Source organism: Parabacteroides sp. KHUB-03, from assembly GCF_056640975.1.
On sequence record NZ_CM153257.1, the window covers coordinates 2,677,501 to 2,703,596 of the forward strand.

Annotated in this window: 20 protein-coding genes, 4 tRNA genes, 2 rRNA genes and 1 other RNA gene (1 of these 27 running past the window's edge); 13 read left to right on the plus strand and 14 right to left on the minus strand. The window is 40.5% G+C overall.

Features of this window, described 5'->3' with window-relative positions:
• The 9 genes from ACYIB7_RS11445 to ACYIB7_RS11485 all read right to left on the minus strand — a co-directional run.
• Positions 1 to 1,337 (minus strand): 23S ribosomal RNA (locus tag ACYIB7_RS11445); it reaches 1,542 nt to the left of the window's first position.
• Between the two features lie 138 nt (positions 1,338 to 1,475).
• Positions 1,476 to 1,552 (minus strand) — tRNA-Ala (locus ACYIB7_RS11450).
• Between the two features lie 22 nt (positions 1,553 to 1,574).
• Positions 1,575 to 1,648, minus strand: a tRNA-Ile gene (locus ACYIB7_RS11455).
• A 189-nt stretch (positions 1,649 to 1,837) separates the two neighbouring features.
• Positions 1,838 to 3,365 (minus strand): 16S ribosomal RNA (locus ACYIB7_RS11460).
• The 16S and 23S rRNA genes sit together here with 2 tRNA genes alongside, the layout of an rRNA operon.
• Before the next feature lie 463 nt (positions 3,366 to 3,828).
• On the minus strand, positions 3,829 to 4,254 hold the full coding sequence (locus ACYIB7_RS11465; protein WP_103984216.1) for a D-Ala-D-Ala carboxypeptidase family metallohydrolase: 426 nt from the start codon (positions 4,252 to 4,254) through the stop codon (positions 3,829 to 3,831).
• A 28-nt stretch (positions 4,255 to 4,282) separates the two neighbouring features.
• Positions 4,283 to 4,711, minus strand: a complete 429-nt coding sequence (locus ACYIB7_RS11470; RefSeq protein ID WP_103984217.1) for an HU family DNA-binding protein — start codon at positions 4,709 to 4,711, stop codon at positions 4,283 to 4,285.
• Between the two features lie 350 nt (positions 4,712 to 5,061).
• Complete coding sequence (locus ACYIB7_RS11475; protein ID WP_480337125.1) at positions 5,062 to 5,961, minus strand: metallophosphoesterase family protein; 900 nt, start codon at positions 5,959 to 5,961, stop codon at positions 5,062 to 5,064.
• A gap of 211 nt (positions 5,962 to 6,172) precedes the next feature.
• Positions 6,173 to 7,033 (minus strand): sigma-70 family RNA polymerase sigma factor, encoded by an 861-nt coding sequence (locus ACYIB7_RS11480; RefSeq protein WP_099464115.1) that lies wholly within the window; start codon positions 7,031 to 7,033, stop codon positions 6,173 to 6,175.
• A 140-nt stretch (positions 7,034 to 7,173) separates the two neighbouring features.
• Positions 7,174 to 8,715 (minus strand): trypsin-like peptidase domain-containing protein, encoded by a 1,542-nt coding sequence (locus ACYIB7_RS11485; protein WP_480337126.1) that lies wholly within the window; start codon positions 8,713 to 8,715, stop codon positions 7,174 to 7,176.
• Between the two features lie 383 nt (positions 8,716 to 9,098).
• Here ACYIB7_RS11485 and rnpB point away from each other — a divergent pair.
• From rnpB to ACYIB7_RS11500, 3 genes are all read left to right on the plus strand, one after another.
• An RNA gene (gene rnpB, locus ACYIB7_RS11490) (RNase P RNA component class A) lies at positions 9,099 to 9,458 on the plus strand.
• Positions 9,459 to 9,473: 15 nt separating this feature from the next.
• A complete protein-coding gene (locus ACYIB7_RS11495) occupies positions 9,474 to 10,832 on the plus strand; it encodes a YihY/virulence factor BrkB family protein (protein ID WP_103984258.1) in 1,359 nt (452 codons plus the stop codon).
• A 10-nt stretch (positions 10,833 to 10,842) separates the two neighbouring features.
• Positions 10,843 to 12,255 (plus strand): MATE family efflux transporter, encoded by a 1,413-nt coding sequence (locus ACYIB7_RS11500; protein WP_480337127.1) that lies wholly within the window; start codon positions 10,843 to 10,845, stop codon positions 12,253 to 12,255.
• Positions 12,256 to 12,738: 483 nt separating this feature from the next.
• Here ACYIB7_RS11500 and ACYIB7_RS11505 read toward each other — a convergent pair whose 3' ends face one another.
• The 4 genes from ACYIB7_RS11505 to ACYIB7_RS11520 all read right to left on the minus strand — a co-directional run bounded on the left by ACYIB7_RS11505 (position 12,739) and on the right by ACYIB7_RS11520 (position 15,728).
• Complete coding sequence (locus tag ACYIB7_RS11505) at positions 12,739 to 13,338, minus strand: riboflavin synthase (protein ID WP_103984220.1); 600 nt, start codon at positions 13,336 to 13,338, stop codon at positions 12,739 to 12,741.
• Between the two features lie 152 nt (positions 13,339 to 13,490).
• A complete protein-coding gene (locus tag ACYIB7_RS11510) occupies positions 13,491 to 15,137 on the minus strand; it encodes a diphosphate--fructose-6-phosphate 1-phosphotransferase (protein ID WP_103984221.1) in 1,647 nt (548 codons plus the stop codon).
• Between the two features lie 412 nt (positions 15,138 to 15,549).
• A tRNA-Asp gene (locus ACYIB7_RS11515) sits at positions 15,550 to 15,623 on the minus strand.
• Positions 15,624 to 15,654: 31 nt separating this feature from the next.
• Positions 15,655 to 15,728: transfer RNA gene (locus tag ACYIB7_RS11520), tRNA-Asp, on the minus strand.
• 296 nt (positions 15,729 to 16,024) lie between these two features.
• Between ACYIB7_RS11520 and hisH the strand changes: the two genes are divergently transcribed.
• The 8 genes from hisH (at position 16,025) to ACYIB7_RS11560 (ending at position 23,238) form a co-directional block, all read left to right on the plus strand.
• Positions 16,025 to 16,615, plus strand: a complete 591-nt coding sequence (gene hisH, locus ACYIB7_RS11525; RefSeq protein WP_103984223.1) for an imidazole glycerol phosphate synthase subunit HisH — start codon at positions 16,025 to 16,027, stop codon at positions 16,613 to 16,615.
• A gap of 7 nt (positions 16,616 to 16,622) precedes the next feature.
• Positions 16,623 to 17,342, plus strand: coding sequence for a 1-(5-phosphoribosyl)-5-[(5-phosphoribosylamino)methylideneamino]imidazole-4-carboxamide isomerase (gene hisA / locus ACYIB7_RS11530; protein ID WP_103984224.1), 720 nt, complete (start codon positions 16,623 to 16,625; stop codon positions 17,340 to 17,342).
• Positions 17,343 to 17,357: 15 nt separating this feature from the next.
• Positions 17,358 to 18,113, plus strand: coding sequence for an imidazole glycerol phosphate synthase subunit HisF (gene hisF, locus ACYIB7_RS11535; protein WP_103984225.1), 756 nt, complete (start codon positions 17,358 to 17,360; stop codon positions 18,111 to 18,113).
• Between the two features lie 13 nt (positions 18,114 to 18,126).
• Positions 18,127 to 18,723 (plus strand): bifunctional phosphoribosyl-AMP cyclohydrolase/phosphoribosyl-ATP diphosphatase HisIE, encoded by a 597-nt coding sequence (gene hisIE, locus ACYIB7_RS11540; RefSeq protein WP_103984226.1) that lies wholly within the window; start codon positions 18,127 to 18,129, stop codon positions 18,721 to 18,723.
• Between the two features lie 8 nt (positions 18,724 to 18,731).
• Complete coding sequence (locus ACYIB7_RS11545; protein WP_099464126.1) at positions 18,732 to 19,406, plus strand: cell division ATP-binding protein FtsE; 675 nt, start codon at positions 18,732 to 18,734, stop codon at positions 19,404 to 19,406.
• A gap of 117 nt (positions 19,407 to 19,523) precedes the next feature.
• Positions 19,524 to 20,840, plus strand: coding sequence for an aspartate kinase (locus ACYIB7_RS11550; protein ID WP_103984227.1), 1,317 nt, complete (start codon positions 19,524 to 19,526; stop codon positions 20,838 to 20,840).
• 65 nt (positions 20,841 to 20,905) lie between these two features.
• Entirely contained in the window at positions 20,906 to 22,063 is a 1,158-nt protein-coding gene (gene lysA / locus ACYIB7_RS11555; RefSeq protein ID WP_103984228.1) for a diaminopimelate decarboxylase, read from the plus strand.
• Between the two features lie 5 nt (positions 22,064 to 22,068).
• Positions 22,069 to 23,238: a glycosyltransferase gene (locus ACYIB7_RS11560; RefSeq protein ID WP_103984229.1), complete on the plus strand. Its 1,170-nt coding sequence runs from the start codon at positions 22,069 to 22,071 to the stop codon at positions 23,236 to 23,238.
• Positions 23,239 to 23,240: 2 nt separating this feature from the next.
• Here the strand turns inward: ACYIB7_RS11560 and cdd are convergent, their stop codons facing one another.
• Positions 23,241 to 23,717: a cytidine deaminase gene (cdd, locus tag ACYIB7_RS11565; RefSeq protein WP_103984230.1), complete on the minus strand. Its 477-nt coding sequence runs from the start codon at positions 23,715 to 23,717 to the stop codon at positions 23,241 to 23,243.
• A gap of 246 nt (positions 23,718 to 23,963) precedes the next feature.
• Between cdd and ACYIB7_RS11570 the strand changes: the two genes are divergently transcribed.
• Together ACYIB7_RS11570 and ACYIB7_RS11575 are read left to right on the plus strand one after the other, a co-directional pair.
• Complete coding sequence (locus ACYIB7_RS11570) at positions 23,964 to 24,878, plus strand: glucosaminidase domain-containing protein (protein ID WP_103984231.1); 915 nt, start codon at positions 23,964 to 23,966, stop codon at positions 24,876 to 24,878.
• Positions 24,879 to 24,925: 47 nt separating this feature from the next.
• A complete protein-coding gene (locus tag ACYIB7_RS11575; RefSeq protein WP_480337129.1) occupies positions 24,926 to 26,092 on the plus strand; it encodes an AIR synthase related protein in 1,167 nt (388 codons plus the stop codon).
• Positions 26,093 to 26,096 lie beyond the last annotated feature (4 nt).

Sequence of the window (26,096 nt, forward strand, 5' to 3'; positions counted from 1 at the left end):
AAACCTTAGTCTTTCGGCGGGAGGGTTTCTCGCCCTCCTTATCGTTACTTATACCTACATTTGCTTTTCTAAAAGCTCCAACAGAAGTCACCTTCCATCTTCTACGCCGTTAGAATGCTCCCCTACCAACCATTACTGGTTCCACAGCTTCGGTAAACAATTTATGCCCGATTATTATCCACGCCAAACTCCTCGACTAGTGAGCTGTTACGCACTCTTTAAATGAATGGCTGCTTCCAAGCCAACATCCTAGCTGTCTTTGCAATCTGACTTCGTTAGTTCAACTTAATTGTTATTTGGGGACCTTAGCTGGTGGTCTGGATTCTTCTCCTCTCGGACACGGACCTTAGCACCCGCGCCCTCACTCCTTGTAATTATATAGTACGCATTCGGAGTTTGTCTGGACTTGATAGGCGGTGAAGCCCTCGCATCCAATCAGTCGCTCTACCTCATACTATACTTAACAAAGGCTGCACCTAAATGCATTTCGGGGAGTACGAGCTATCTCCAAGTTTGATTAGCCTTTCACCCCTACCCACAGTTCATTCGAACACTTTTCAACGTATAACGATTCGGTCCTCCAGTTAGTGTTACCTAACCTTCAACCTGACCATGGGTAGATCACTTGGTTTCGCGTCTACTCCCTCCGACTAAACCGCCCTGTTAAGACTCGCTTTCGCTTCGGCTCCGTGGCTGAACCACTTAACCTGGCCGGAGAAAGTAACTCGTAGGTTCATTATGCAAAAGGCACGCCGTCACATCTTACGATGCTCCGACCGCTTGTAGGCAGACGGGTTCAGGGACTATTTCACTCCTCTGTTCGAGGTTCTTTTCACCTTTCCCTCACGGTACTGGTTCACTATCGGTCTCTCGGGAGTATTTAGCCTTACGGGATGGGCCCCGCTGGTTCACACAGGATTTCTCGTGCCCCGCGCTACTCAGGATACCACTAAGCTTCATTAAAGAGTCATATACCGGGCTTTCACCGTCTATGGCCGTTCTTTCCAAAACGTTCTATTTCGATAACTTCTTGCTATGCCGTGGTCCTACAACCCCAATACTGCCTAAACAGCATTGGTTTGGGCTCTTCCGCGTTCGCTCGCCACTACTTGCGGAATCACTTTTGTTTTCTTCTCCTATGGGTACTTAGATGTTTCAGTTCCCCACGTTCGCTCCATGGTTACATGGTGACAGGTCTTCAACCTGACGGGTTGCCCCATTCGGAAATCTTGGGATCAATGGTTATTTGCACCTACCCCAAGCTTATCGCAGCTTATCACGTCCTTCATCGCCTCCGAGAGCCTAGGCATCCACCGTCTGCCCTTGCTTACTTTCTTTCACCTTTGACACCGTACTACGAATAGTACTGCGTCGGGCTGATATATCTTCAGCTTTGCTCTACTTTACTTTATTCTTTTGTCCATCATGTCAAAGATCTTTATGACTGCCTGACGTCACTGACGTCCCAGCAATCCTGGTGGAGAATAACGGATTCGAACCGTTGACCCTCTGCGTGCAAGGCAGATGCTCTAGCCAGCTGAGCTAATCCCCCCTTTTTTCTTGAGATTTTCTTGTAGTCCCAGGCAGAGTTGAACTGCCGACCTCTACATTATCAGTGTAGCGCTCTAACCAACTGAGCTATAGGACTGTCAACTTTGCCTCGATTACTCTCAGCATCATTTTTCTCTCTTTCCCTACCTAAGGACAAACATGGAATCTTATCCATAATTTCTCCTTTTTTGAGTAAGATCATATTTCTTAATACATAGCAACCGTAGTACAAGTAAAGAATATTATACCGATTCCTTTACTCTATTTTTGAGACCCTTTGCTCCAGAAAGGAGGTGTTCCAGCCGCACCTTCCGGTACGGCTACCTTGTTACGACTTAGCCCCAGTCACCAGTTTTACCCTAGGCCGATCCTCAACGGTTACGGACTTCAGGTACCCCCGGCTCCCATGGCTTGACGGGCGGTGTGTACAAGGCCCGGGAACGTATTCACCGCGCCATGGCTGATGCGCGATTACTAGCGAATCCAGCTTCACGGAGTCGAGTTGCAGACTCCGATCCGAACTGAGACATGGTTTGGGGATTAGCATCACATCGCTGTGTAGCTGCCCTTTGTCCATGCCATTGTAACACGTGTGTCGCCCCGGATGTAAGGGCCGTGCTGATTTGACGTCATCCCCACCTTCCTCACAGCTTACGCTGGCAGTCTCACTAGAGTCCTCAGCTTGACCTGTTAGTAACTAGTGATAAGGGTTGCGCTCGTTATGGCACTTAAGCCGACACCTCACGGCACGAGCTGACGACAACCATGCAGCACCTCGTAAAAAGCTATTGCTAGAAAGAGTGTTTCCACTCCGGTCTTCTTACGTTCAAACCCGGGTAAGGTTCCTCGCGTATCATCGAATTAAACCACATGTTCCTCCGCTTGTGCGGGCCCCCGTCAATTCCTTTGAGTTTCACCGTTGCCGGCGTACTCCCCAGGTGGATTACTTAACGCTTTCGCTGTAGAGCTTACAATATATCGCAAACTCCTAGTAATCATCGTTTACTGCGTGGACTACCAGGGTATCTAATCCTGTTTGATACCCACGCTTTCGTGCTTCAGTGTCAGTGTTGGTTTAGTAAGCTGCCTTCGCAATCGGAGTTCTGCGTGATATCTATGCATTTCACCGCTACACCACGCATTCCGCCTACCTCAAACATACTCAAGATATCCAGTTTCAACGGCAATTTTATGGTTGAGCCACAAACTTTCACCGCTGACTTAAACATCCACCTACGCACCCTTTAAACCCAATAAATCCGGATAACGCTCGCATCCTCCGTATTACCGCGGCTGCTGGCACGGAGTTAGCCGATGCTTATTCAGAGGGTACATACAAAACAGGACACGTCCCGCACTTTATTCCCCTCTAAAAGAAGTTTACAATCCATAGAACCTTCATCCTTCACGCGACTTGGCTGGTTCAGGCTCTCGCCCATTGACCAATATTCCTCACTGCTGCCTCCCGTAGGAGTTTGGTCCGTGTCTCAGTACCAATGTGGGGGACCTTCCTCTCAGAACCCCTATCCATCGCAGACTTGGTGGGCCGTTACCCCACCAACTATCTAATGGAACGCATGCCTATCTATCAGCAATAAATCTTTAACAAATATTCCCATGCGGGATCCCTGTTTCATGTGGTATTAGTCCGACTTTCGCCGGGTTATCCCTCTCTGATAGGTAAGTTGCATACGCGTTACTCACCCGTGCGCCGGTCGTCAGCGGGATATTGCTACCCCCTGCTACCCCTCGACTTGCATGTGTTAAGCCTGTCGCTAGCGTTCATCCTGAGCCAGGATCAAACTCTTCGTTGTTAATTTGTTTCTTATACCTTTTGCTCAGAATCTCTAAATCTATTAAGTAATTGACGGTATTATTATTCTATAAAACAAACATCTAATGTCTGTATAATACTTGTACTACTTGTTGTATGTAAATCTTTCAAAGAACTCGTGCGCTTTCTTTCGATTGCGGGTGCAAAGGTAAGGACTATTTTGAAACTAACAAATATTTCAAAAGAAATTTTTGAAAAAAGTTTCCCGAACTTTTCAGGAGGTTGGACATTTTGCTTAGCCCGGCTAACCTCATCCCCTTCCTAAATTACCTTAAACCTATATTGTTATCAACCACTCTCGCTTGAATGCGGGGACAAAAGTAGTATTACCTTTTTTACTATCCAAACTTTTTAAGGGAATTTTTTAATGTTTTTATATACATATTACATGCAAATACTGGAAATAAGAAGATTAAATAACTTATTCAACATAAAGGATATTTTTATCGAATAATGATCTGCCGGCGATTTTCCCCATTTAATTTAAGCGATAAGTGCATAAAGCCTTTCAAGCGGTAAAAAATCACCTGATCAAAATTCAGTTTACTTTCTTTCAAGTCTTCCAATAACAGATTGCTTCCTAAAGTATAAATATCCACAGCTTCTCCCTTCCGGTGCTGGGAATCCCTTGCTCCTCTCACCCGACGGTTCAGCTCTTCACTCCGATAACCACTGCAAATCGGTATCGGCTTGCCATGGTATGCACGAAGTGGTTCCAGCAATTTGTCTACCAGATTCCGTATCCCTTTTACTGCATCTGGAGGAGGCGTATTATCCAATCCATTTTCTACAGCTACACGGCTATAGATAAATTCATCCATACAAAAATGTTCACTAATCCGGTCCGTACGTTTTCTATGTTGATTCATATCTTTATTTTTCGATTTAGTCAGACATTCATTCTACATGAGGGCGGTCGCACTCCTTTTCTTCGACTTCCGGGACAATTCTGGTATATTCAAGCGCGTTTTTCGTTTCACGTAATTCGCTGCCAGGCGTAAAGATCAGTTTCGGCTTGCGAAGCATTGTCTGATCAAAGTCCCTAACATCGGTTACACCATCACTACTCACAGACATGCGGAAATTGCCCAGTTCACCCAATTGCACGATACGCCCCTCCTGCAATTCCATATCCATTACAAAATTCAGATTATCCAAAACAGCTTTGACATCTGCACTCGAAACTGTACTACGGGCAGCAATCATCTTACATAGATGTTTCAAACCGGATATGCCATTGTTTATCGAAACAGCATAAAATTTTTTCTCCGAACCCCGAACACCCGGCCTGGACGGGCGTTGCACTAACTTAAATCCTTGCGCCATATTTTTTAATTATAAAAAGGTGTATGTGTTCCCTATTGAACACGACACAAAGGTAGGATGATCCAGAACCTCCACATTGGGGTACTTTTCAGCACATTAATCTATAAGTCAATATATTATTTCCCAGAACCATTTCAAACACCAAACTATCGGCACATAACAGATTTCCCTGTTTTTATTACATATTCATACTATTTTTACCGGATATATGTTCCTTCGTAGCGTCCAGACCTCATGGCCAACCCTATGGTATTATCTCACCAAGATCATAAAAGTCGTTCCCTACAAAAATAAACAGACTCATAGTTATGATTTTGGAAAGTTATAACTATAAGTTGAAAAAATCATAACTATGAATTTCTAGCCATTACCTTATCTTCGCAATTATAAAAACCGTCCAGGTAAATATTTAAATCTTTATCTATTTCCACCACTGCAAAACTATTATTATCGGGCAAACTGCCTTCTATCATTCCTTTCATTGTAAAATAATGAATACCTTCTTTAAAGCTATAATGGCCATAATGATGATGTCCCTGAAAAACAGCTATTACTTTCCGGCTTTGTTCAAGTACATCCACTATCTCATCCGCATTACTAACACAAACATCTTTTGATATATCCGAAAAGGCATCCAATAATTGATGTACAAACACGACGACAGGATATTTACTTTCCTCCAGTTCTTTTTTCAACCAGATTTTCTGGCCGGCCGGAATCATTGCTTTTGTCCAAACAAAATTACCACAGTCATAATCGGAACCGTCTTCATTAAAGTTTGCATCGAGGACAATAAACTTAACACCTTGCCGGATAAATGAGTAGAATGTTTTCCCTTGCGCTTTTCCATCATTTCTCGTATGTTCCAAATAGTCCTGCTTGGAGATACTATCCATATCATGATTACCCAATACATGATATACCGGTTTATTAAATGTACGCAAGGTTGTTTCTATTTCGTCCAGAAAAGACAATGTCTGCACCCTGTCTGGAAGTATAGCCTGATCCTTCAAATCTCCCAATTCAATTAAAAAGTCAAGTTTTTCATTATTAAAAACATGTATTGCTTCTTCCAGTTTTTGTTTGGATTGTTCATAAAAGCGCGTTTCCCACTTTTCCTTATGGGCAAAATGCAAATCCGTGATCAATCCAAAGCGCACCTTTTCATTTTCTTCAGGCAAATGAAACCCTGAACATGCCAACACAGCCATTCCCCCACACGACTTCTTAAAAAACATTCTCCGATTCATAATATAATCTTCTATTTAAGGAAACAAAAAAATGACTATCTGCCACCCCGTCTTCAAAAATAACAACATAATAAATATATAGCAAAAATAGACACATTCGGATGAAAACAAAATTCCTTTCGGGAGAAATTAAAATTTCTCCCGAAAGGAATTAAAAAAGCTCCATTTCCCGAAAGGAATATGGAGCCTAGTTCACCTCATCAACGGGGGGTTAACCTAAATACGATTTGAGGAGCTTGCTACGCGTTCCTTGTCTTAATCTTCTTATTGCTTTTTCCTTGATCTGGCGGACACGCTCTCTTGTGAGGCCAAATTTGTCGCCAATCTCTTCCAATGTCATTTCCTGACAACCAATACCGAAAAACATTTTGATAATCTCACATTCTCTTTCGGTCAATGTAGCAAGTGCTCTATCAATTTCTTTAGCCAATGATTCGTTCATCAACGACCGGTCAGCAATCGGAGCATCATCGTTCACAAGAACATCCAAGAGGCTATTATCTTCGCCTTCTACGAACGGGGCATCAACCGAGATATGGCGTCCGGATACTTTCAAAGTATCAGAAATCTTATCTACGGGAATATCCAATTCTTCTGCAAGTTCTTCCGGCGACGGTCTGCGTTCGTTTTCTTGTTCGAACTTAGAAAAAGCTTTACTGATTTTATTCAGTGAGCCTACCTGGTTCAAAGGAAGACGTACAATTCTTGACTGTTCTGCCAAAGCCTGCAAAATAGACTGACGAATCCACCAAACAGCATACGAAATAAACTTGAATCCTCTGGTTTCATCAAATTTCTCAGCAGCTTTTATCAATCCCAGGTTACCTTCATTAATAAGGTCGGGCAAACTTAGCCCCTGGTTCTGATATTGTTTAGCTACAGAAACGACGAAACGCAAATTAGCCCGAGTTAATTTCTCCAGCGCTCTTCGGTCTCCTCTTTTAATTGCCTGTGCCAATTCTACTTCTTCTTCAACTGTGATAAGATCCTCACGACCAATTTCTTGAAGATATTTATCCAGCGAAGCACTTTCGCGATTGGTAATGGACTTTGTAATCTTTAACTGTCTCATCCAATTGTTTTAATTGAGAATACGGGGTGCAAAGATAATAATATTTTATTGAAAGAATTGGCCGAATGCACCCCACATTCAGCCAATTATAAACCTTTAACAATCTTTTTACACCTATAAGACTAACTTATTTGTTTATCTTATTCGGCCAGATCTATAGCATAGTACTTCGTACGTCCGTTCGGATAGAAACCTTTTATAAACAATCCCTGATCTTCGGAACGTCCCTGAAGTATGCTTTCCACAATCTTTTCCAAGTCTTCCGGGGTAGATATCTGTTGGTTATTGACAATCATGATAATGAAGCCTTTCTTAATTCCGGCATCCTGCAATTTACCCTTGGTCAGTCCTGTAACTTCTATACCATAACTAACACCCAACTGCAGTTTTTGTTTATCCGTCAAAACTTTAAAAGCTGCGCCCAGGACTTCGGTACTGTCACCACCTTTGATAATCTGCGTACCACCTTGCATATTGCGAAGTTCAACCGTAAACATCTTTACCGTGCCATTGCGATCCACCTGAATCTCCACCTTATCGCCCGGACGGTATTTACTGATCTGTTCCTGCAATACATTAGCAGATTTCACTTTTGTACCATTTACTGCAATAATCACGTCACCAATTTCTATACCGGCTTCTTTAGCAGAACTGCGTTCTCCAAAACCCGCAATATAAACACCTTCCGACACTTTAGTCTTCGACTTCATTGCTTCAAGTTCACTCTTACTTTTCGCATCCAGATTCGGCATACTCAAGCGCTCGGAAATATCGGATACGCTCAGGATATTAACTCCTAACATAGCTCGTTGCACAGTTCCAAACTGCTTCAAGTCGCTTGCTACTTTACTGGCAATACTGATAGGCACGGCAAATGAATATCCTGCAAAATTTCCTGTATGAGAATAAATAGCAGTATTGATACCAACCAGTTCTCCTTTTGTATTAACCAAAGCACCACCACTATTACCCGGATTTACTGCTGCATCTGTCTGAATAAATGATTCGATCTTGCTTCCGCCACCCATTGAAAGACCGCGGCCTTTTGCACTCACAATACCGGCAGTTACCGTAGAAGTCAAGTTAAATGGATTACCGACAGCCAATACCCATTCGCCTACTTTCAATTTTTCAGAATCACCGAATGGTATAATAGACAAGTCTTTTGCATCAATTTTTAATAAAGCAATGTCTGTAGACGGATCGGCACCAATTACTTTGGCTGCAAACTTACGGTTGTCGTTTAGCGTCACTTCCAATTCATCTGCTCCTTCAATCACATGGTTATTCGTTATAATATATCCGTCTGTCGAGATAACCACACCCGAACCCGAACCAACACGCGGTTGTGGTTGCGGACGCTGAAACCCTCGGTTACCGAAGAAAAATTCAAAAGGATCAACATATTGTCCGCCTCCATCCGGTTCTTTCGCATTGGCAACAGCCTTAATATGGACTACGCCATGAACCGTGTTTTCGGCAGCTTTTGTAAAATCTGTATTTTCAGCAGCGACAGAGTTGTAATTTGCCAGTCGAAGGGGTTGCTTAAACGTGTTCTCCACTCCGGTAGCAAAAACGGGCTGTTCACTCTTCATCATGTAAGCGCTCGTTCCTATTGCAGCTCCCGAGCTTATTGCAGCCACGAGAACAACTCCAAGCATATTCTTCCACATTTTTTCCATATTTCTATTATTTAATTAAACACTTAAATTTAACAGTTTCTTTGTGACAAATTAAACTCAAAAAACGTGCAGATATTCCATTACACAATGTTTTTTTATCACTTTTAACGGCGCTAATCCGTTGCTTAACTGCGCTTAACAGTACTGTGTATTACAAAGTACCTTTTTAACAATCTTAAATCTGCCAAATGGTCATACATTTATTATTATAACAGACAGGGCAACGAAAAGTTGGCAGTAAATGGAAGCATGCTCCATTTCTTACGAATACCGCAACACAAGTTGTATATCAAAGGATTAAAGTTACTAATCAAAGACTATACAAAATAATTGTCTGGCGTCTGCAGCCAACTGTCAACTAAATTCCATATCTTTGTAGTATTGCAGTCTGCCGGTCTGTCGCTCATCTTCAAGATGGGAGGAAAGTCCGGGCAACACAGAGCACCATACTTCTTAACGGGAAGTTGTCTGTAAAGGCAAAGTAATGTAACAGAAAATAACCGCCGGATCCGTCCGGCAAGGGTGAAAAGGTGAGGTAAAAGCTCACCGGGTTCCGTAGTAATACAGAATGCCGTACATCTTATGGGTTGTAAGGTCATGTATACCGGCGCATGTAGGATTGCTCGTCCGATGCCGGGGGGTAGACCGCTAAAGCTTGCCGGTGACGGTAAGACGAGATAAATGGCAGACGCTTCCGCCAATTGGCAGAAGTACAGAACCCGGCTTACAGGCAGGCTGCATCTTTTAATATTTTCTTTATGAAAACATCTGATAAAAAGCCTATTGGAGAACGAATCCAGATATTGCTAACACGCACGATTCGTTTTGTCACTTACGATATCTGGCGGATTACCGAGAATGAAGTAAGCGGCCTGAAAGAGCTTTATATCAACACGATCAAAACCATTATTCTTGCCATTCGCGGATTCCTGAATGAAAATCTGCAAACAAAAGCATCCGCACTTACGTATAGTACACTTCTTTCTATTGTTCCATTGCTGGCAGTATTACTAGGTGTTGCCAAAGGCTTCGGATTTCAGGGTACGGTACGGGAAGAATTAATAGATTATTTTCCGGGGCATGAAACAGAATTAAACAAAGCATTCGAATTTGTAGAAAGTTATCTGGATCAGGCACAGGGCGGAATTATTATAGGCATCGGTTTTATTCTATTACTGTACACGGTTATCAACCTGATTTCTTCCATAGAAGACACCTTCAATGATATCTGGCAGATACAAAAATCACGTCCCTGGTATCGTAAAATATCCGATTATCTGGCCCTGTTTATCATTTTACCGGTATTAATGATGACCTCAAGCGGCCTTTCGCTATTTGTATCAACACTACAGAATTCTTTCCTGAGCAAGTATTTATTTTTCACGCCGCTAATGGAAATTATCCTGAATATAGCACCTTACCTTATCACAACATTAACGTTCACGGCATTATACATTTCACTTCCCAACACGAAAGTACGGTTCGTAAACGGATTGATTGCCGGATTCATCGCGGGTTGCGCTTTTCAGTTTTTCCAATTCATATATATAAGCGGACAGATCTGGGTCAGCAAATATAATGCGATCTATGGTAGTTTTGCGGCCTTACCCTTATTATTATTATGGTTGCAACTTTCATGGCTGATTTGCTTATTCGGAGCCGAATTAACTTATGCATCACAGAATGTGAAGAAATTCAGCTTTGAAAGAGACAGTAAAAATATCAGTCGCCGCTATAAAGACTTCCTCACCCTGCTTATAGCTTCACTTATTACCAAGCGGTTTGTGAAAGGAGAAAAGCCTTACACTGCTGATGAAATATCCGATGCTTACCGAATCCCTATCCGGTTAACGACACAAATATTATACCTCCTGACGGAGCTAAATATTATCATCGAAGTAAATTATGGTGACGATGACCGCGTAGCTTACTATCAGCCGGCAATTGATGTCAACAAGATTTCCGTAAGCTACCTGCTAACAAAAATGGATGAATACGGTTCGGAAAACTTCAAAATAGACACATCCTGTTTATTCAGTAAAGAATGGAAAACCCTTTTAAAGACAAGGGAAGATATGATAAAAGCAAACGACAACATTCTGCTTAAAGACCTATAAACCGCTAAGAGTGGAAAATGAACAACTGACAGTTAAAGCAAAAAACAAGAATGACCTGACGCGCGGTCCTGTATGGAAAGTCATCCTAGGTTTTGCATTGCCGTTACTCATAGGTAATTTATTACAACAACTGTACAACATAACCGACAGCATCATTGTAGGCCGTTTTCTGGGAAAAGAAGCGCTGGCAGCTGTTTCGGCCTCATTCTTCATATATTACTTTATCATATCTTTTGTAATAGGAATAGGCAGTGGGACATCAGTCGTTGTGTCGCAATTTTTCGGTGCCAAAGAATATGGTAAAGTACAACGTGCTTTTTCTTCTTTCTTTATTTTCATGCTTGTTGCCGGCATATTACTGTCTATTACCGGAATGATTTTTGCAGAACCCGTATTCAGAATCACCAAAACACCCGAAGAGGTCATACCACAGGCTGTTGTCTATTTCCGCATTTATATAGGAGGAACTTTCCTGTTTGTAACTTTCAATAGTATTATTTCCATACTCCGGGGCGTAGGAGAATCTTTCCGTCCCATGCTGTTCATCTTACTTTCGACCCTACTGAATATAGCATTAGACCTGCTTTTTATTATCGGCTTCGGCTGGGGAATAGAAGGTGCTGCCCGGGCAACTGTTATCTCGCAAGGAATAGGCATGTGTGCCGCCCTAATCTATGTTAACAACCAACATCCGTTGCTTTCCATAAAAAAACAAGATTTATTGTTCGACGGTGCCTTGTTCAAAAAAGGCCTTAAGATAGGTCTGCCTACCAGCATACAACAATGCGCCATAGCTCTCGGCCTTATTGCCTTGCTGGGTATTGTGAACAGTTTCGGCACGGATACGCTTACAGCCTATGGTGCAGCAGGCAAAATAGACACCATAATTACCCAGGCCATACTAACCCTATCGGGAGCTCTGGCAGCTTTTTGCGGACAAAATATCGGAGCCGGACGATTAGACCGTGTCCAGAAGGGGGTACGTTTTTCGATGCTGATAAATGTAGTATTCAGTCTAGCTGTTTTTGCTTCCATCTTCTTCTTCGGCGATACGATGATGCTTGCATTTACAAATGATCCTGCAGTTATTGACATAGGAAAAGAATACCTGCTGATTGTAGGCGCCTTTTTTATCGTACACGGAATGCTCAACATATTTAACGGAACTTTGCGGGGAGCCGGAGATACAGTCTTTCCGATGGCCGTAGGCATTGTATGCCTGTGGCTTATTCGTATTCCACTAGCCTACTGGTTAAGTTCCATATTAGGAAGAAGCGGAATATGGTGGGCTATTTCTTTCAGTATCACAACAGGTACAATTATTACCTATATTTATTACAAAACCGGACGATGGAAAAGTAAGAACATCATAAATAAGACCTCAATTCCCGAAAAAAATGATTTAGGAAATAGTAGTATTTAAGAATATGCTTTCTTCTGTTATCTTTTCTGCATTATTGAGAAAAGAAATATTCCAAATTATCTACCTTTGTTTTTTATAAAGAGTGGCTATATCCAGAGTTCCGAAGGTTATGGCTATCGGAAGTGTGATTTGTAAATTCAGTAACCGACCGACAGGACAAAAATTACGGATAGGAAATATCATTATTGTGTTCCTGCCAGTTATTCGTTTCTCTTTACGGTTTTATCTGCTTAATTGTATTTATTCCGTATAGTATTGTACCGGTTACTTTGTGTTCTGCCTGCTGCTGGTTACCGTGATAACGGTAATGGTAGTTCCAACAATCTGGCATCCAACGGCAACTATTGGTCTTCTACTCTTAATGCGTCAGGTAAGTCTCCTAAACTGAACTTCAACAGTAGTAATGCCAATACGGGTGAGAACAACCTTGCGTACGGCTTCTCGGTCCGTTGTGTCCAAGCATTTACAGGCCACTCTTTTGATTCAATTCTTTATCATCTTGCTGATATACTTACCAACAATATCGAACTCAAGATTTACCACCGTACCTTTTTCTATCTGGCAGAAATTGGTATGATCATGGGTAAAAGGGATAATGGCAACCTGAAAACCATTCTCTTTTGAATTGCAAACAGTAAGGCTAACACCATTCACACACACAGAGCCTTTTTCTACTGTCAGATAACCTTGCTTGGCCATTTCTTTATCATAAGGATATTCAAAAGTATAATACCAACTGCCATTTGCGTCTTCCACATTAGTACAAACAGCTGTCTGATCCACATGTCCCTGTACAATGTGACCATCTAAACGTCCATTCATCAACATACTTCTCTCTAAGTTCACCAATGATCCATGTTTTAATAAGCCCAGATTAGAACGTTCCAATGTCTCCCGCATTGCTGTCGTAGTAAATGTATTTCCTTCTTTACGAACCACTGTCAGGCATACTCCATTATGCGCTACGCTTTGGTCTATTTTCAATTCATCGACAAAAGAGCATTCCATTGTAATATGTATATTATCCTTATCATGCTCAATGTTAACCACCCGCGCTGTTTCTTCTATTATTCCTGAAAACATACGAATATTGTTTTAATGTTTAACGGCAAAGATACGAATTTACTTATTAAAATCGTATACATTCAAACCAATCCGGGAATTAATATAAAAGACAAAAAGCCTCCTCTGAAAAAAGGAAGCTTTTTGTCTATTCTGTTATAATAAGAAAATTCTTACTTAGCCTGTTCCAGTTGCAAAGTCTTGGTAGGCTCGTCGCATACTTCAGTCGGACCGAAATACTGGATAGGACCCGGATAAACATAGCTGGTAGTCATAGCCCATTCATCACGGTTGGCTGCAAATTTCTTAAATGGAGCACCATCCAGTTTAACCAGAGCTTTCTGGATAACCGGTTTCATTTCGCCATGACGACGTTCCATATTCATCATCATAGTAACAGGAATACCACCGGCAATCCATTTGTCGGCCGGAGCAGTTGTGTTACGTACAGATGACATATAGCCTGTCTTACCCGAAGCAATCAAACAAGAAGCCGTATATCCCAAAGAATAACAGTAGTCGGCATCATAATTTGACGGAGCAGCGCAACGTCCTTCATAACCGAAAAAGTGATGTTGTGCAGCAAATTTACCCACATATTTACCTTCTGCTTTCCATTCAGCCAATTTCTTACCAACCATTTCGGACAGTAATTTTTCTGTTTCGATCAAAGAAACCTGAACATTTCCGTGCGGATCGCGATCCAAAGACAACTGACGGGCTACGCCTTCAGGAAGAGAAGCATACAGGTCTGAGTTTTCTTTTGTCAGCTTACTGATGATATATGCACGTTGTTCGCTTTTCTTAATCATCTTAAATTCTACATCGTTCTTAGCAAGGAAGTCATTCAATTCTGCAATCAAACGTTTCATAGCCGGAACAAATTCAATCAAGCCTTCAGGAATCAAAACCGTACCGAAGTTATTTCCCTCGGCAGCACGCTTTGCAACAATCTCTGCTATATAAGTCACGATATCATCCAGAGACATGTTCTTTTCTTCTACCTCTTCCGAAATAATACAGATATTCGGTTGAGTCTGTAAAGCACATTCCAATGCAATATGAGAAGCAGAACGTCCCATCAATTTAATAAAGTGCCAGTATTTCTGTGCAGAATTACAGTCACGTTGGATATTACCAATAACTTCAGAGTAAACTTTACAAGCAGTATCGAAGCCGAAAGACGTTTCGATCTGTTCGTTCTTCAGGTCGCCATCAATCGTTTTCGGACAACCAATTACTTGTACACCTGCATTGATAGCCTTATAATATTCGGCTAATACGCAAGCATTTGTATTTGAATCGTCGCCACCAATTATAACCAAAGCCTTAATGTCTAATTGTTTTAAGATCTCAAGACCTTTATCAAATTGTTCTGTCGTTTCCAATTTAGTACGGCCGGAACCAATCATATCAAATCCACCGGTATTACGATACTCATCAATAATATCGGCAGTAAGTTCCATATATTTGTGATCAATCAAACCGCCCGGGCCAAGAATAAAGCCATATAAGCGAGAAGTTGCGTTATGAGCTTTGATTCCGTCAAACAAACCGGCAATCACATTATGACCGCCAGGAGCCTGACCTCCGGAAAGGATCACACCCACATTCATAGCCGGCATTGCTTTCTTTTCATTACTTTTTTCGAAAGTAACGACAGGCATACCATACGTGTTAGGGAACAATTTCTTGATTTCTTCCTGATCGGCCACTGATTGAGTATACTCGCCATCTACAGCCTTAACAGCACTTTTCAAAGCAGCAGGTACCTTTGGTTGGTAAGCTGCTCTCGCGATTTGTAATGCACTCTTTGTCATTTCTTAATCTTATTTATTTAGAAATTATCTGATTCATTTTCAAAAGCGGTGCAAATATAGAATTTTTTCTTCAATTTCACATACAATCTGTTTGTCGATTTTAAGGAACATGCCCATACTAATGATTTTACAAAAAGATCGGGATGATTTTTAAAAATGATCCCGATCTTTTTATTATATTGTCTGTAAAAAAAATCGACTATTAATTTTCACACTCAAAAAAACATTCGGATGAAACTTTAAAACCATTAATCTGTAATCCTGGTATTTTTTTCCGTAATTTATCTACAATACATATCCCTGGTTATTTCTTATGGCAGACAACCAGCAAAGAAAGGATAAGTAAGAAAAAAGAGACTGCCTAACTTTTTTGTTAAACAGTCTCTTTGCTTTAATTTGCTATTCGCTTTCGCGGTGCGTACGGGACTCGAACCCGTGACCCCATGCGTGACAGGCATGTATTCTAACCAACTGAACTAACGCACCAATTATAAAAAAGGAACTTCCAAATATTGTGCGGTGCGTACGGGACTCGAACCCGTGACCCCATGCGTGACAGGCATGTATTCTAACCAACTGAACTAACGCACCAATATGTTCCTAAAGACAACCCCTCTCGATTGCGGTGCAAAGGTAAATATTATTTTCATATACACAATAGGCCAAGGAAATATTTTACAAACATTTTCTACACCTATGCTGAAAATCAATACAAAAAGACCTCAAATTCATTATAAAGATAAAATCAGCAAGACATAATCTTTAAACCACTATCCAAACAGGCAGTTTATTACAAATCAAACCCTTTTTGCAACTTTTCATCAACTATATATAATATGTTATGATAATTTGCTACTTTTGCATCTCAATATAAAAGCGTAACAAGAATGGATGTAGCCATTATTAAATATAATGCCGGAAATATTTACTCTGTAGACTACGCATTAAAGCGGCTAGGCATTACTCCCGTTATTACAGCTGATCCGGAAATTCTTTGCAAGGCTGATAAAGTTATCTTCCCGGGTGTTGGTGAAGCTTTCACTACAATGGAATATTTAAAGGAGCATAAACTTGACAGCTTAATCCGTAATCTAAAACAGCCGGTGCTTGGCATTTGCCTTGGCATGCAATTAATGTGCCGGCATTCGGAAGAAGGAAATGCCAATTGCCTAGGTATATTCGATACGGAAGTAAAACTATTCGCTCCCAGAAAGCATGAAGACAAAGTGCCTCACATGGGCTGGAATACACTTACCAATGTTAAAAGTAAATTATTTAACGCAGGATTGGAAAACAAATTTGTTTATTTTGTACATAGTTACTATGTGCCAATAAACAATTATACCGCTGCAACTACCGACTATATACTTCCTTTTAGTGCTGCATTGCACAAAGATAATTATTATGCAACACAGTTTCATCCGGAGAAAAGTGGTTCGGTTGGCGAAATTATTTTAAATAACTTCCTAAAATTGTAACAGCAATATGATAGAACTTATTCCTGCTATCGACCTGATTGACGGTAAATGTGTACGTCTGACTCAAGGAGATTATAGCACAAAAAAGATATATAACGAAGACCCGTTGGAGGTCGCTAAAATATTTGAAGATCACGGGATACGCCGTCTTCATGTAGTTGATCTTGATGGCGCCCGTGAAGGACGGATTATCAACTATCGTACTCTTGAACGAATTGCCAGCCGTACCTCTTTAATCATAGATTTCGGAGGAGGATTAAAACAAGAAGACGATCTGGAAATTGCTTTCGAAAGCGGTGCACAAATGGTTACAGGAGGAAGTATTGCTGTAAAAAAACCGGAAATTTTCACTTCATGGATTAAAAAATTCGGAAGCGAAAAGATTATTCTGGGAGCAGATGCAAAAGATAAAAAAATTGCAATTAGCGGATGGGAAGAAACTACTGATAAAGAATTGATTCCTTTTATACAAGATTATTATGATAAAGGAATCACAAAAGCCATCTGCACGGATATATGTAAAGATGGTATGCTACAAGGCCCTTCCATCGAACTTTATCAAGAGATCCGGGAAATGATACCTTTCATTTATATTATTGCAAGCGGAGGTGTTAGCTCTATTGAAGACATCGAAAAATTAATAGAGGCCAAAATCCCTGCTGTTATCTTTGGCAAAGCTATTTACGAAGGTAAAATCCAGTTGAAAGACTTGATTAAATTCACTTAATCATCGAAAGGATATATGCTTGCAAAAAGAATCGTACCATGCCTGGATATTAAAGACGGAAAAACAGTCAAAGGAATAAATTTCGTCAATTTCCGCGATGCCGGCGACCCTGTTGAACTGGGTGCCCAATACAGCCGTGCCGGAGCGGATGAGTTGGTATATCTAGACATCACAGCCTCGCATGAAGGGCGGAAAACTTTTACAGAACTGGTAAAAAAGGTAGCAGCAAACATCAGTATACCATTTACCGTGGGTGGAGGTATCAACGAAATGAAAGATGTAGACCGGTTATTAAGCGCCGGAGCCGACAAAGTATCTATAAATTCTGCCGCTTTACGCAATCCTGACCTTATAGAAGACATTGCAAAAAACTTCGGGAGCCAGGTGTGTGTAGTAGCTATTGATGCGAATTTTGAGAACGGAAACTGGATTTGCTATTTGAATGGTGGACGCATTGCAACTGATAAGAGTCTATTTGCTTGGGCTGCAGAAGCAGAAAGCCGCGGAGCCGGAGAAATTCTATTTACAAGCATGACACACGACGGTGTAAAAGACGGTTATGCCAATAAAGCGTTGGCTACATTAGCAGATTCTCTACATATCCCAATAATTGCATCCGGAGGTGCAGGAAAGAAAGAACATTTCCGCGATGCATTCACATCAGGAAAAGCAGATGCAGCATTGGCTGCAAGTGTATTCCATTTCGGCGAAATAAGTATTAGCGATTTAAAGCAATATCTTTTGAACGAAAAAATCAATGTAAGAATATAAACGATATAAGAAAATGAAATTAGATTTTGAAAAAATGGGCGGCCTGATTCCTGCTATTGTACAGGATGTTAACACAAACAAAGTATTGATGTTGGGCTTTATGAACGAAGAAGCTTACGAAGAAACAAAAGAAACAGGCAAAGTTACATTTTTCAGTCGCACCAAAAACCGCCTGTGGATGAAAGGCGAAACAAGCGGTAACACATTACAGGTTGTAAACATGATGGTGGATTGCGATAATGATACGATCCTGATTAAAGCTATTCCTGCCGGTCCTGTTTGCCATACAGGTGCTGATACTTGTTTCGGAGAAAAGAACATAGAAGACATTATGTTTCTGAAATACCTTCAAGACTTCATCGAACGCCGCCGTCAGGATATGCCGGAAGGTTCATATACAACCTCACTATTCCAAAAAGGTGTAAACCGCATGGCACAAAAAGTAGGTGAAGAAGCTGTAGAAACCGTTATCGAAGCAACAAACGGAACAGAAGATGGTTTTATATACGAAGCCGCCGACTTAGTTTATCATCTCATTGTATTGCTTACAAGCAAAGGACTTCGTCTGGAAGACCTTGCCCGTGAGCTAAAGAAAAGACATAAAGGCTAATAATAATTATGGAAGAAATTCTGCTCAAATTAGAAGGTATAGAAATATGCCGGGATGAAAATGTAATTTTGCATGATGCATCTTTTACGCTTCATAATGGAGAATTTGTATACGTTATCGGAAAAGTGGGATCAGGGAAAAGCAGCTTGCTAAAATCGCTGTATTGCGAAATTCCCATCATACACGGCGAAGCTTGGCTGATGAATTACAATCTTTGCAAAATGAAACGGAAAGACATCCCTTTCCTTCGCAGAAAACTGGGCATCGTCTTCCAGGATTTTCAACTGCTAACCGACCGTTCTGTCACAAAAAACCTGGAATTCGTACTGAAAGCAACCGGATGGAAAAAAAAGACAGAAATCAGTTCCCGTATTACAGAAGTGCTTACTCAGGTCGGTATGCAGGATAAAGGATATAAAATGCCACACGAATTATCCGGTGGCGAACAGCAGCGTATTGTTATAGCGCGCGCTTTACTAAATGATCCGAAGCTGATTTTAGCAGATGAACCAACAGGTAATCTGGATCCGGAAACCAGCGGACAAATAGTACAGTTATTACACGATATTTGTCAAAAAGGAACAGCAGTAGTAATGACTACTCATAATTATACTTTAGTACACAACTATCCGGCACGTATCGTAAAATGCGAGAATGCGTGCCTAAGTGATGTAGGAGAATAATTTTTTATTTACCTTTGCAACGTATTTACATACAGGAATATGTATTCTGTAATTATACATCCCGGATAAATCCGGTTTCGATAGAAAAGACGAACAATTTAATACAGTAAAAAGAAAATGAAAGTTTTAAAGTTTGGCGGTACTTCTGTGGGGTCAGCAGAAAGAATGAAAGATGTAGCAAAACTAATTTCAGGCGAACGTAATATCATTGTATTGTCTGCCATGTCAGGTACAACCAACTCATTGGTAGAAATCTCCGAATATCTGTATAAAAAGAATCCGGACGGAGCGAATGAAATTATCAACAGACTGGCTCAGAAATACTATGGACATATTGATGAATTCTATAGTACTGACGAATATAAGCAGAAAGCCAAAGAACTTATAAAATCACATTTCGATTATATCCGTACATTTACCAAGGATCTTTTTACTTTATTTGAAGAAAAAGTCGTATTAGCCCAAGGAGAACTTATGTCTACCGGAATGATGAATTTATACTTGAATGAACAAGGTATAAAATCCGTTTTAATTCCGGCGCTTGAATATATGCGCACAGACAAAAATGCGGAACCCGACCCTGTTTATATCAAAGAAAGGCTTCACAAGCTTCTGAGTAGCCATGAAGATGCAGACTTGTTCATTACACAAGGATATATTTGCCGCAATGCATATGGTGAAATCGATAACTTACAGCGCGGTGGCAGCGACTATAGCGCATCACTTATCGGCGCGGCCGTTAATGCGGAAGAAATCCAGATTTGGACTGACATAGATGGCATGCACAATAATGATCCGCGTTTTGTAAACGGAACATCACCTGTTCGCCACTTGCATTTTGAAGAAGCAGCAGAATTAGCATACTTCGGTGCAAAGATACTCCATCCTACTTGTATTTTACCGGCAAAATTGAATAATATACCAGTCCGTCTATTGAATACCATGCAACCCGATGCTCCGGGTACATTAATTTCCAACACAACGGAAAAAGGTAGAATTAAAGCTGTCGCCGCAAAAGACAATATCACTTCCATCAAGATTAAGAGCGGACGTATGTTGCTTGCTACAGGTTTTCTACGTAAAGTATTCGAAATATTCGAAAACTACCAAACTCCAATTGATATGATTACGACATCTGAAGTGGGTGTTTCTGTAACTATCGACAACCGTAAACATCTGGAAGAGATTGTTGACGACCTGAAGAAATACGGAACAGTAACAGTTGATGAAGAAATGGTCATTGTTTGTGTAGTTGGAGACTTAGAATGGGACAACGTAGGTTTTGAAGCTTGTATTGTTTACGCATTAAAAGACATACCGGTTCGTATGATTTCATACGGAGGAAGCAATTACAACGTTTCGCTCCTTATCAAATCGGCCGACAAAAAAAGAGCGCTGCAAGCATTAAGCGATCATTTATTCAATAACAAATAAATAACTTAAACAAGGGCAGCCTTTTCAGACTGCCCTTATTTATCTTTATATAATTTCTTACATATATGCTCAAAGGAACATTCCCTGTAGAAAAATTCAAGGCGATACAAACGCCATTTTATTATTACGATATCGAGTTGCTGAAAGAGACACTCTCAATAGTAACTACCGAAGCAGGCAAATATGGCTATCACGTTCATTACGCAGTAAAAGCCAATGCCAACCCTCGCATACTTTCCATTATATCCGAATTCGGATTAGGCGCAGACTGCGTTAGTGGCGGCGAAATAAAAGCTGCTCTTGAAGCGGGTTTTCCTGCTAACAAAATTGTATATGCCGGAGTCGGTAAAGCGGATTGGGAGATTAACTTAGGGCTGGATAACGATATTTTCTGTTTCAATGTCGAATCGGCTGCAGAACTGCAAATCATCAACGAATTGGCTATTGCTAAAAACAAGATCGCATCCATAGCCTTACGTATCAATCCGGAAGTAGATGCACATACGCATGCTAAGATCACCACAGGGATGAAAGAGAATAAATTCGGCATAAATCTGAGTCAACTAGGCCATGTATTAAGTGAGCTCGGTTCGTTGAAAAACATTAAACTAATCGGGATACATTGTCACATAGGTTCACAAATCACCGATATATCTGCATTTCGTGGTTTAGTAATTCGCGTAAATGAAATACAAGAAGAATTTGAAGCACGTGGTATTCAGATACCGAATTTAAACTTTGGAGGAGGTTTAGGGATCGATTACTACCATCCGAACCATTTACCTATTCCTGCTTTCGACAACTATTTTGCCGTGTTCAAAAAATTGCTTCAACTTCGTCCCGGGCAACAGGTTCATTTTGAACCCGGACGTTCTGTTGTTGCTAATTGCGGTACATTAATATCAAAAGTATTATATGTCAAAGAGGGGGAAACGAAAAAATTTGCAATTCTGGATGCTGGCTTTACAGAGCTTATCCGTCCGGCAATGTACGAAGCCTACCATCGCATAGAAAATATTTCCAGTGATGAAGAAGTAGAAATATACGATGTCGTTGGACCTATCTGTGAATCATCCGATGTATTCGGAAAAGATATAGAACTGAACAAAGCACATCGTGGAGACTTGATCGCTTTACGCTCTGCAGGAGCTTACGGTGAAGTCATGGCTTCTCAATATAACTGTCGACAATTACCAAAAGCATATTATTCAGATACATTATAGATATAATGGAACAAATATTTGTATTCAATACAATAGAGATTGCTTTTATGGGGGCAGTCTCTATATTATTTACCATACAATTATTATACTATTTGGTCATTTATGCGAGACCTATCCGGACTTCTGCTAATAAAATGCCATTGGCTTCGGGCGGCCAACCGCCTGTATCTGTTATTGTCTATGCTAAAAACGAATCCGAAAACCTGGAGAAATATCTGCCGTCACTTCTCACGCAAGATTATCCAGACTATGAGATAATTGTCGTAAATGACGGATCTACAGATGAAAGCGACAATGTCCTGAAAGCCTATGAAAACGAATATAAACACCTTTATCACACCTATATCCCCGAGGATGTAAAATACCTGAGCCGTAAAAAACTTGCTCTCACAGTAGGAATAAAAGCAGCTAAAAATGAAATACTTTTATTTACCGAAGCAAATTGTTATCCGTTAAGTAACCGATGGATTCATGCCATGGCAAAAGCATATCAGCCAACCACATCCATTGTTTTAGGTTACTGTGCTTATGGAAATCATAAAGGTTTTCTACACAAACTTATAGCTTACGACAATCTGTTAAGCGGAATCCAATACATATCATCAGCCTTAGCCCAACATCCTTATACGGGAAATGGAAGGAATTTATCGTACACAAAAGACCTGTTTTTCAAACATAAAGGCTATTACAAATCATTAAATCTGCATGCAGGAGATGATGACTTATTCATCAATGAATCAGCAAGCAAAAAGAATACAATAGTGGAATATTCGGCCGATAGCATCACTGAAATGGCTAAAATAGAATATTTCAAAATATGGAAGGAAATGAAAGTATCGCGGGCAGCAACCCGACGGTTTTATAAAGGTAAACGCCTTATGTTTTACAGAATGGAGACAATGAGTTTCTTCCTTTTTCTGGCATTTGTCATTGCATCCATCATATTTGGTATTCAAAGCAACTGGTTAATAACAATATGGGGAATACTACTCTATATAATACTTTTCATTACAAAAGCTGTGATTCTGCATAAGTCTGCCAAATTATTACAACAAAAGCCTTTAACAGGCTGGCTCCCATTCATAGAAATAGTACAACCGATATTCAATCTATACGTACGTATTTACCGCATATTCAGAGGAAAAAATGACTATACATTTCGTTTAGGGAAATAACACTAAGGTAATTCATCTCCGTTAAAACAAAGAGGTAATAAAGCCTTCGCACTTTCAATTACAGAAACATGGCTTTTGTTGTAAAGGAGTATTTTAACCGGCGAATTATAGCGTTTTTCCACTTCCAGCAAAACCTGACGGCAAGCTCCACAGGGTGTGATATTCTGTACCTGTTTACCATCGGATATAGCAGCAACAGCAATAGCACATACCGGAATTCCAGGGTATTGAGCACCTGCATAAAACAAAGCAACCCGTTCTGCACACAATCCTGAAGGGTAAGCTGCATTTTCCTGATTACTTCCACAAACTATTTCTCCGTTTGCCAACAATGCAGCAGCACCAACCTGAAAATGCGAATAAAATGCGTAAGCTGTTTCTGCAGCTTTTAATGCTTTTTGAGCAAGTTTCCGAAACTCGTTAGACAGTTCATCAATTTGTAACTGAGTTACCCGAATTTCAAATATTATTTCCTTCATGCTTCCGACTCTTTATATTGGCAAATATATAAAATATATAACGAAAATCATCCCGATCATTTTTTCATTTCATCGGGATGATTAAAAAAAATGATCGGGATGATTTTTTTCTTTCAAACTTAAAAATACAATTTATCTGCTGAAACAGTGAGATCAAAGATACGTTTATTTTATAAAACATGAGGTAAAATCGGTTCGTTGTATTTATCTTTGCGAAAATAATTACTCATAAGGAAACAAAGAATTATGAAATTTCTTGTACGCGTCTGCGGACTTATTGCACTGTTAATAACACTATATGCCACTGGTGCCAGTGGGCAACGTAAACTAGCATCTTATCAGAAATATATTAAAGAATACAGTGGATTGGCTGTAGATCACCAGCGTAAATATCGCATTCCCGCAAGTATAACTCTTGCACAAGGTTTATTGGAATCAGGAGCAGGACAAAGCAATTTAGCTCAACGTTCCAATAATCATTTCGGAATCAAATGCCATGCCGAATGGCGCGGAGGCCGGGTATATCATGATGATGATTTGCGAGGCGAATGCTTCCGCAAATACAAGCGCGTAGAAGATTCTTATACGGATCATTCAAAATTTCTTGCAGAACGTTCACGCTATGCTTCTTTATTCAAATTAAATATCAAAGACTATAAAGGTTGGGCCAGAGGATTACAAAAATGCGGCTACGCAACAGATCGTGCTTATGCAAATAAACTAATCAAAGTAATTGAGGATTATGAACTTTACCGCTTTGACTCCAATAAAGGGAAAAATAGGGTATCAAAACAATCGCAAAGTTCATCCTATACAACTGTTAAACGAACAATTTACCGAACCAACGGCCTTCTTTATGTATATGCAATAGACAACGACAGCTTCGACCGGATAGCAGCCAGTTTAGGCTTCAAAGCAAAAGAACTGATAAAATACAACGAAGTTCCCGAAGACTTTCCTTTACAGAAAGGAGACATCGTTTATCTGGAAAAGAAAAAGAAGAAAGCCGACAAGCCAAGCTATGACCATGTGGTACAAATTGGCGAGTCTATGCACAGTATCTCCCAGAGGTATGGAATACAACTGAAGAGCTTATATAAATTAAATAAAAAGCATAAAGATTATATTCCTGAAGAAGGAGATGTGCTAAAACTTAGATAAGTAACATAAAAAAGTATTACCTTTGCGATTCAAAATAAAGTATTACAATGAGTGACCAACGTTATAACCTGCGCGGCGTATCAGCTTCAAAGGAAGATGTTCACAACGCAATAAAGAACATCGACAAGGGAATTTTCCCAAAAGCTTTCTGTAAAATTATACCGGACATTCTGGGAGGTGATCCCGGATATTGCAACATTATGCACGCAGATGGCGCCGGCACAAAATCATCCCTTGCTTACATGTACTGGAAAGAGACCGGAGACATTTCGGTATGGAAAGGTATTGCGCAGGATGCACTAATTATGAATATTGACGACCTGCTTTGTGTGGGAGCTGTAGATAATATACTTGTTTCATCTACAATAGGACGTAATAAACTATTGATTCCCGGAGAAGTAATTTCCGCCATTATAAACGGAACAGACGAGCTACTGGCAGAATTACGCGAGTTAGGTGTTGGTTGCTATGCTACCGGAGGCGAAACTGCCGATGTTGGCGATTTAGTACGCACTATAATTGTTGACAGTACTGTAACTTGCCGAATGAAGCGTGCCGACGTAATAGACAACAAAAACATTCAAGGCGGCGACGTAATCGTAGGTATGGCTTCTTTTGGGCAAGCAACATACGAAAAAGAGTATAATGGCGGCACAGGTAGTAACGGGCTTACATCCGCCCGCCATGATGTGTTTGCTAAATATCTGGCATCAAAATATCCCGAAAGTTATGATGCAGCCGTACCGGAAGAGCTTGTTTATTCCGGCAAATTAAAATTAACAGACCAGATCGAAGAATTAGGTATCGATGCAGGAAAATTAGTACTGTCCCCTACCCGGACTTATGCACCCGTAATCAAGGTATTACTTGACAAATTACGTCCGCATATCCATGGAATGGTTCACTGCTCGGGTGGAGCGCAAACAAAAGTAATGCATTTTGTAGAAAACAAACGGGTAACAAAAAACAACCTGTTCCCTATCCCTCCATTATTCCGTATCATCCAGGAACAAAGCGGAACGGATTGGAGTGAAATGTATAAAGTGTTTAACATGGGGCACCGCATGGAAATATACATCGCTCCGGAATATGCAGATGAAGTAATCAGCATTTCCAAGAGTTTTGGCATCGATGCACAAATAGTAGGTTTCGTAGAAGAAGCCCCGAAGAATGAATTGATTATTGAAAGCGAAAAAGGTCGCTTTGTTTATTAATATA

Coding starts and splice junctions, on each gene's coding strand:
- lysA (WP_103984228.1), top strand. CDS start 20,906: ATGCTCAAAGGAACATTCCCTGTAGAAAAATTCAAGGCGATACAAACG.
- hisIE (WP_103984226.1), top strand. CDS start 18,127: ATGAAATTAGATTTTGAAAAAATGGGCGGCCTGATTCCTGCTATTGTA.
- hisF (WP_103984225.1), top strand. CDS start 17,358: ATGCTTGCAAAAAGAATCGTACCATGCCTGGATATTAAAGACGGAAAA.
- ACYIB7_RS11570 (WP_103984231.1), top strand. CDS start 23,964: ATGAAATTTCTTGTACGCGTCTGCGGACTTATTGCACTGTTAATAACA.
- ACYIB7_RS11475 (WP_480337125.1), bottom strand. CDS start 5,961: ATGAATCGGAGAATGTTTTTTAAGAAGTCGTGTGGGGGAATGGCTGTG.
- ACYIB7_RS11550 (WP_103984227.1), top strand. CDS start 19,524: ATGAAAGTTTTAAAGTTTGGCGGTACTTCTGTGGGGTCAGCAGAAAGA.
- ACYIB7_RS11575 (WP_480337129.1), top strand. CDS start 24,926: ATGAGTGACCAACGTTATAACCTGCGCGGCGTATCAGCTTCAAAGGAA.
- ACYIB7_RS11505 (WP_103984220.1), bottom strand. CDS start 13,338: ATGTTTTCAGGAATAATAGAAGAAACAGCGCGGGTGGTTAACATTGAG.
- ACYIB7_RS11545 (WP_099464126.1), top strand. CDS start 18,732: ATGGAAGAAATTCTGCTCAAATTAGAAGGTATAGAAATATGCCGGGAT.
- ACYIB7_RS11485 (WP_480337126.1), bottom strand. CDS start 8,715: ATGGAAAAAATGTGGAAGAATATGCTTGGAGTTGTTCTCGTGGCTGCA.
- cdd (WP_103984230.1), bottom strand. CDS start 23,717: ATGAAGGAAATAATATTTGAAATTCGGGTAACTCAGTTACAAATTGAT.
- ACYIB7_RS11495 (WP_103984258.1), top strand. CDS start 9,474: ATGAAAACATCTGATAAAAAGCCTATTGGAGAACGAATCCAGATATTG.
- hisH (WP_103984223.1), top strand. CDS start 16,025: ATGGATGTAGCCATTATTAAATATAATGCCGGAAATATTTACTCTGTA.
- hisA (WP_103984224.1), top strand. CDS start 16,623: ATGATAGAACTTATTCCTGCTATCGACCTGATTGACGGTAAATGTGTA.
- ACYIB7_RS11480 (WP_099464115.1), bottom strand. CDS start 7,033: ATGAGACAGTTAAAGATTACAAAGTCCATTACCAATCGCGAAAGTGCT.
- ACYIB7_RS11470 (WP_103984217.1), bottom strand. CDS start 4,711: ATGGCGCAAGGATTTAAGTTAGTGCAACGCCCGTCCAGGCCGGGTGTT.
- ACYIB7_RS11510 (WP_103984221.1), bottom strand. CDS start 15,137: ATGACAAAGAGTGCATTACAAATCGCGAGAGCAGCTTACCAACCAAAG.
- ACYIB7_RS11560 (WP_103984229.1), top strand. CDS start 22,069: ATGGAACAAATATTTGTATTCAATACAATAGAGATTGCTTTTATGGGG.
- ACYIB7_RS11465 (WP_103984216.1), bottom strand. CDS start 4,254: ATGAATCAACATAGAAAACGTACGGACCGGATTAGTGAACATTTTTGT.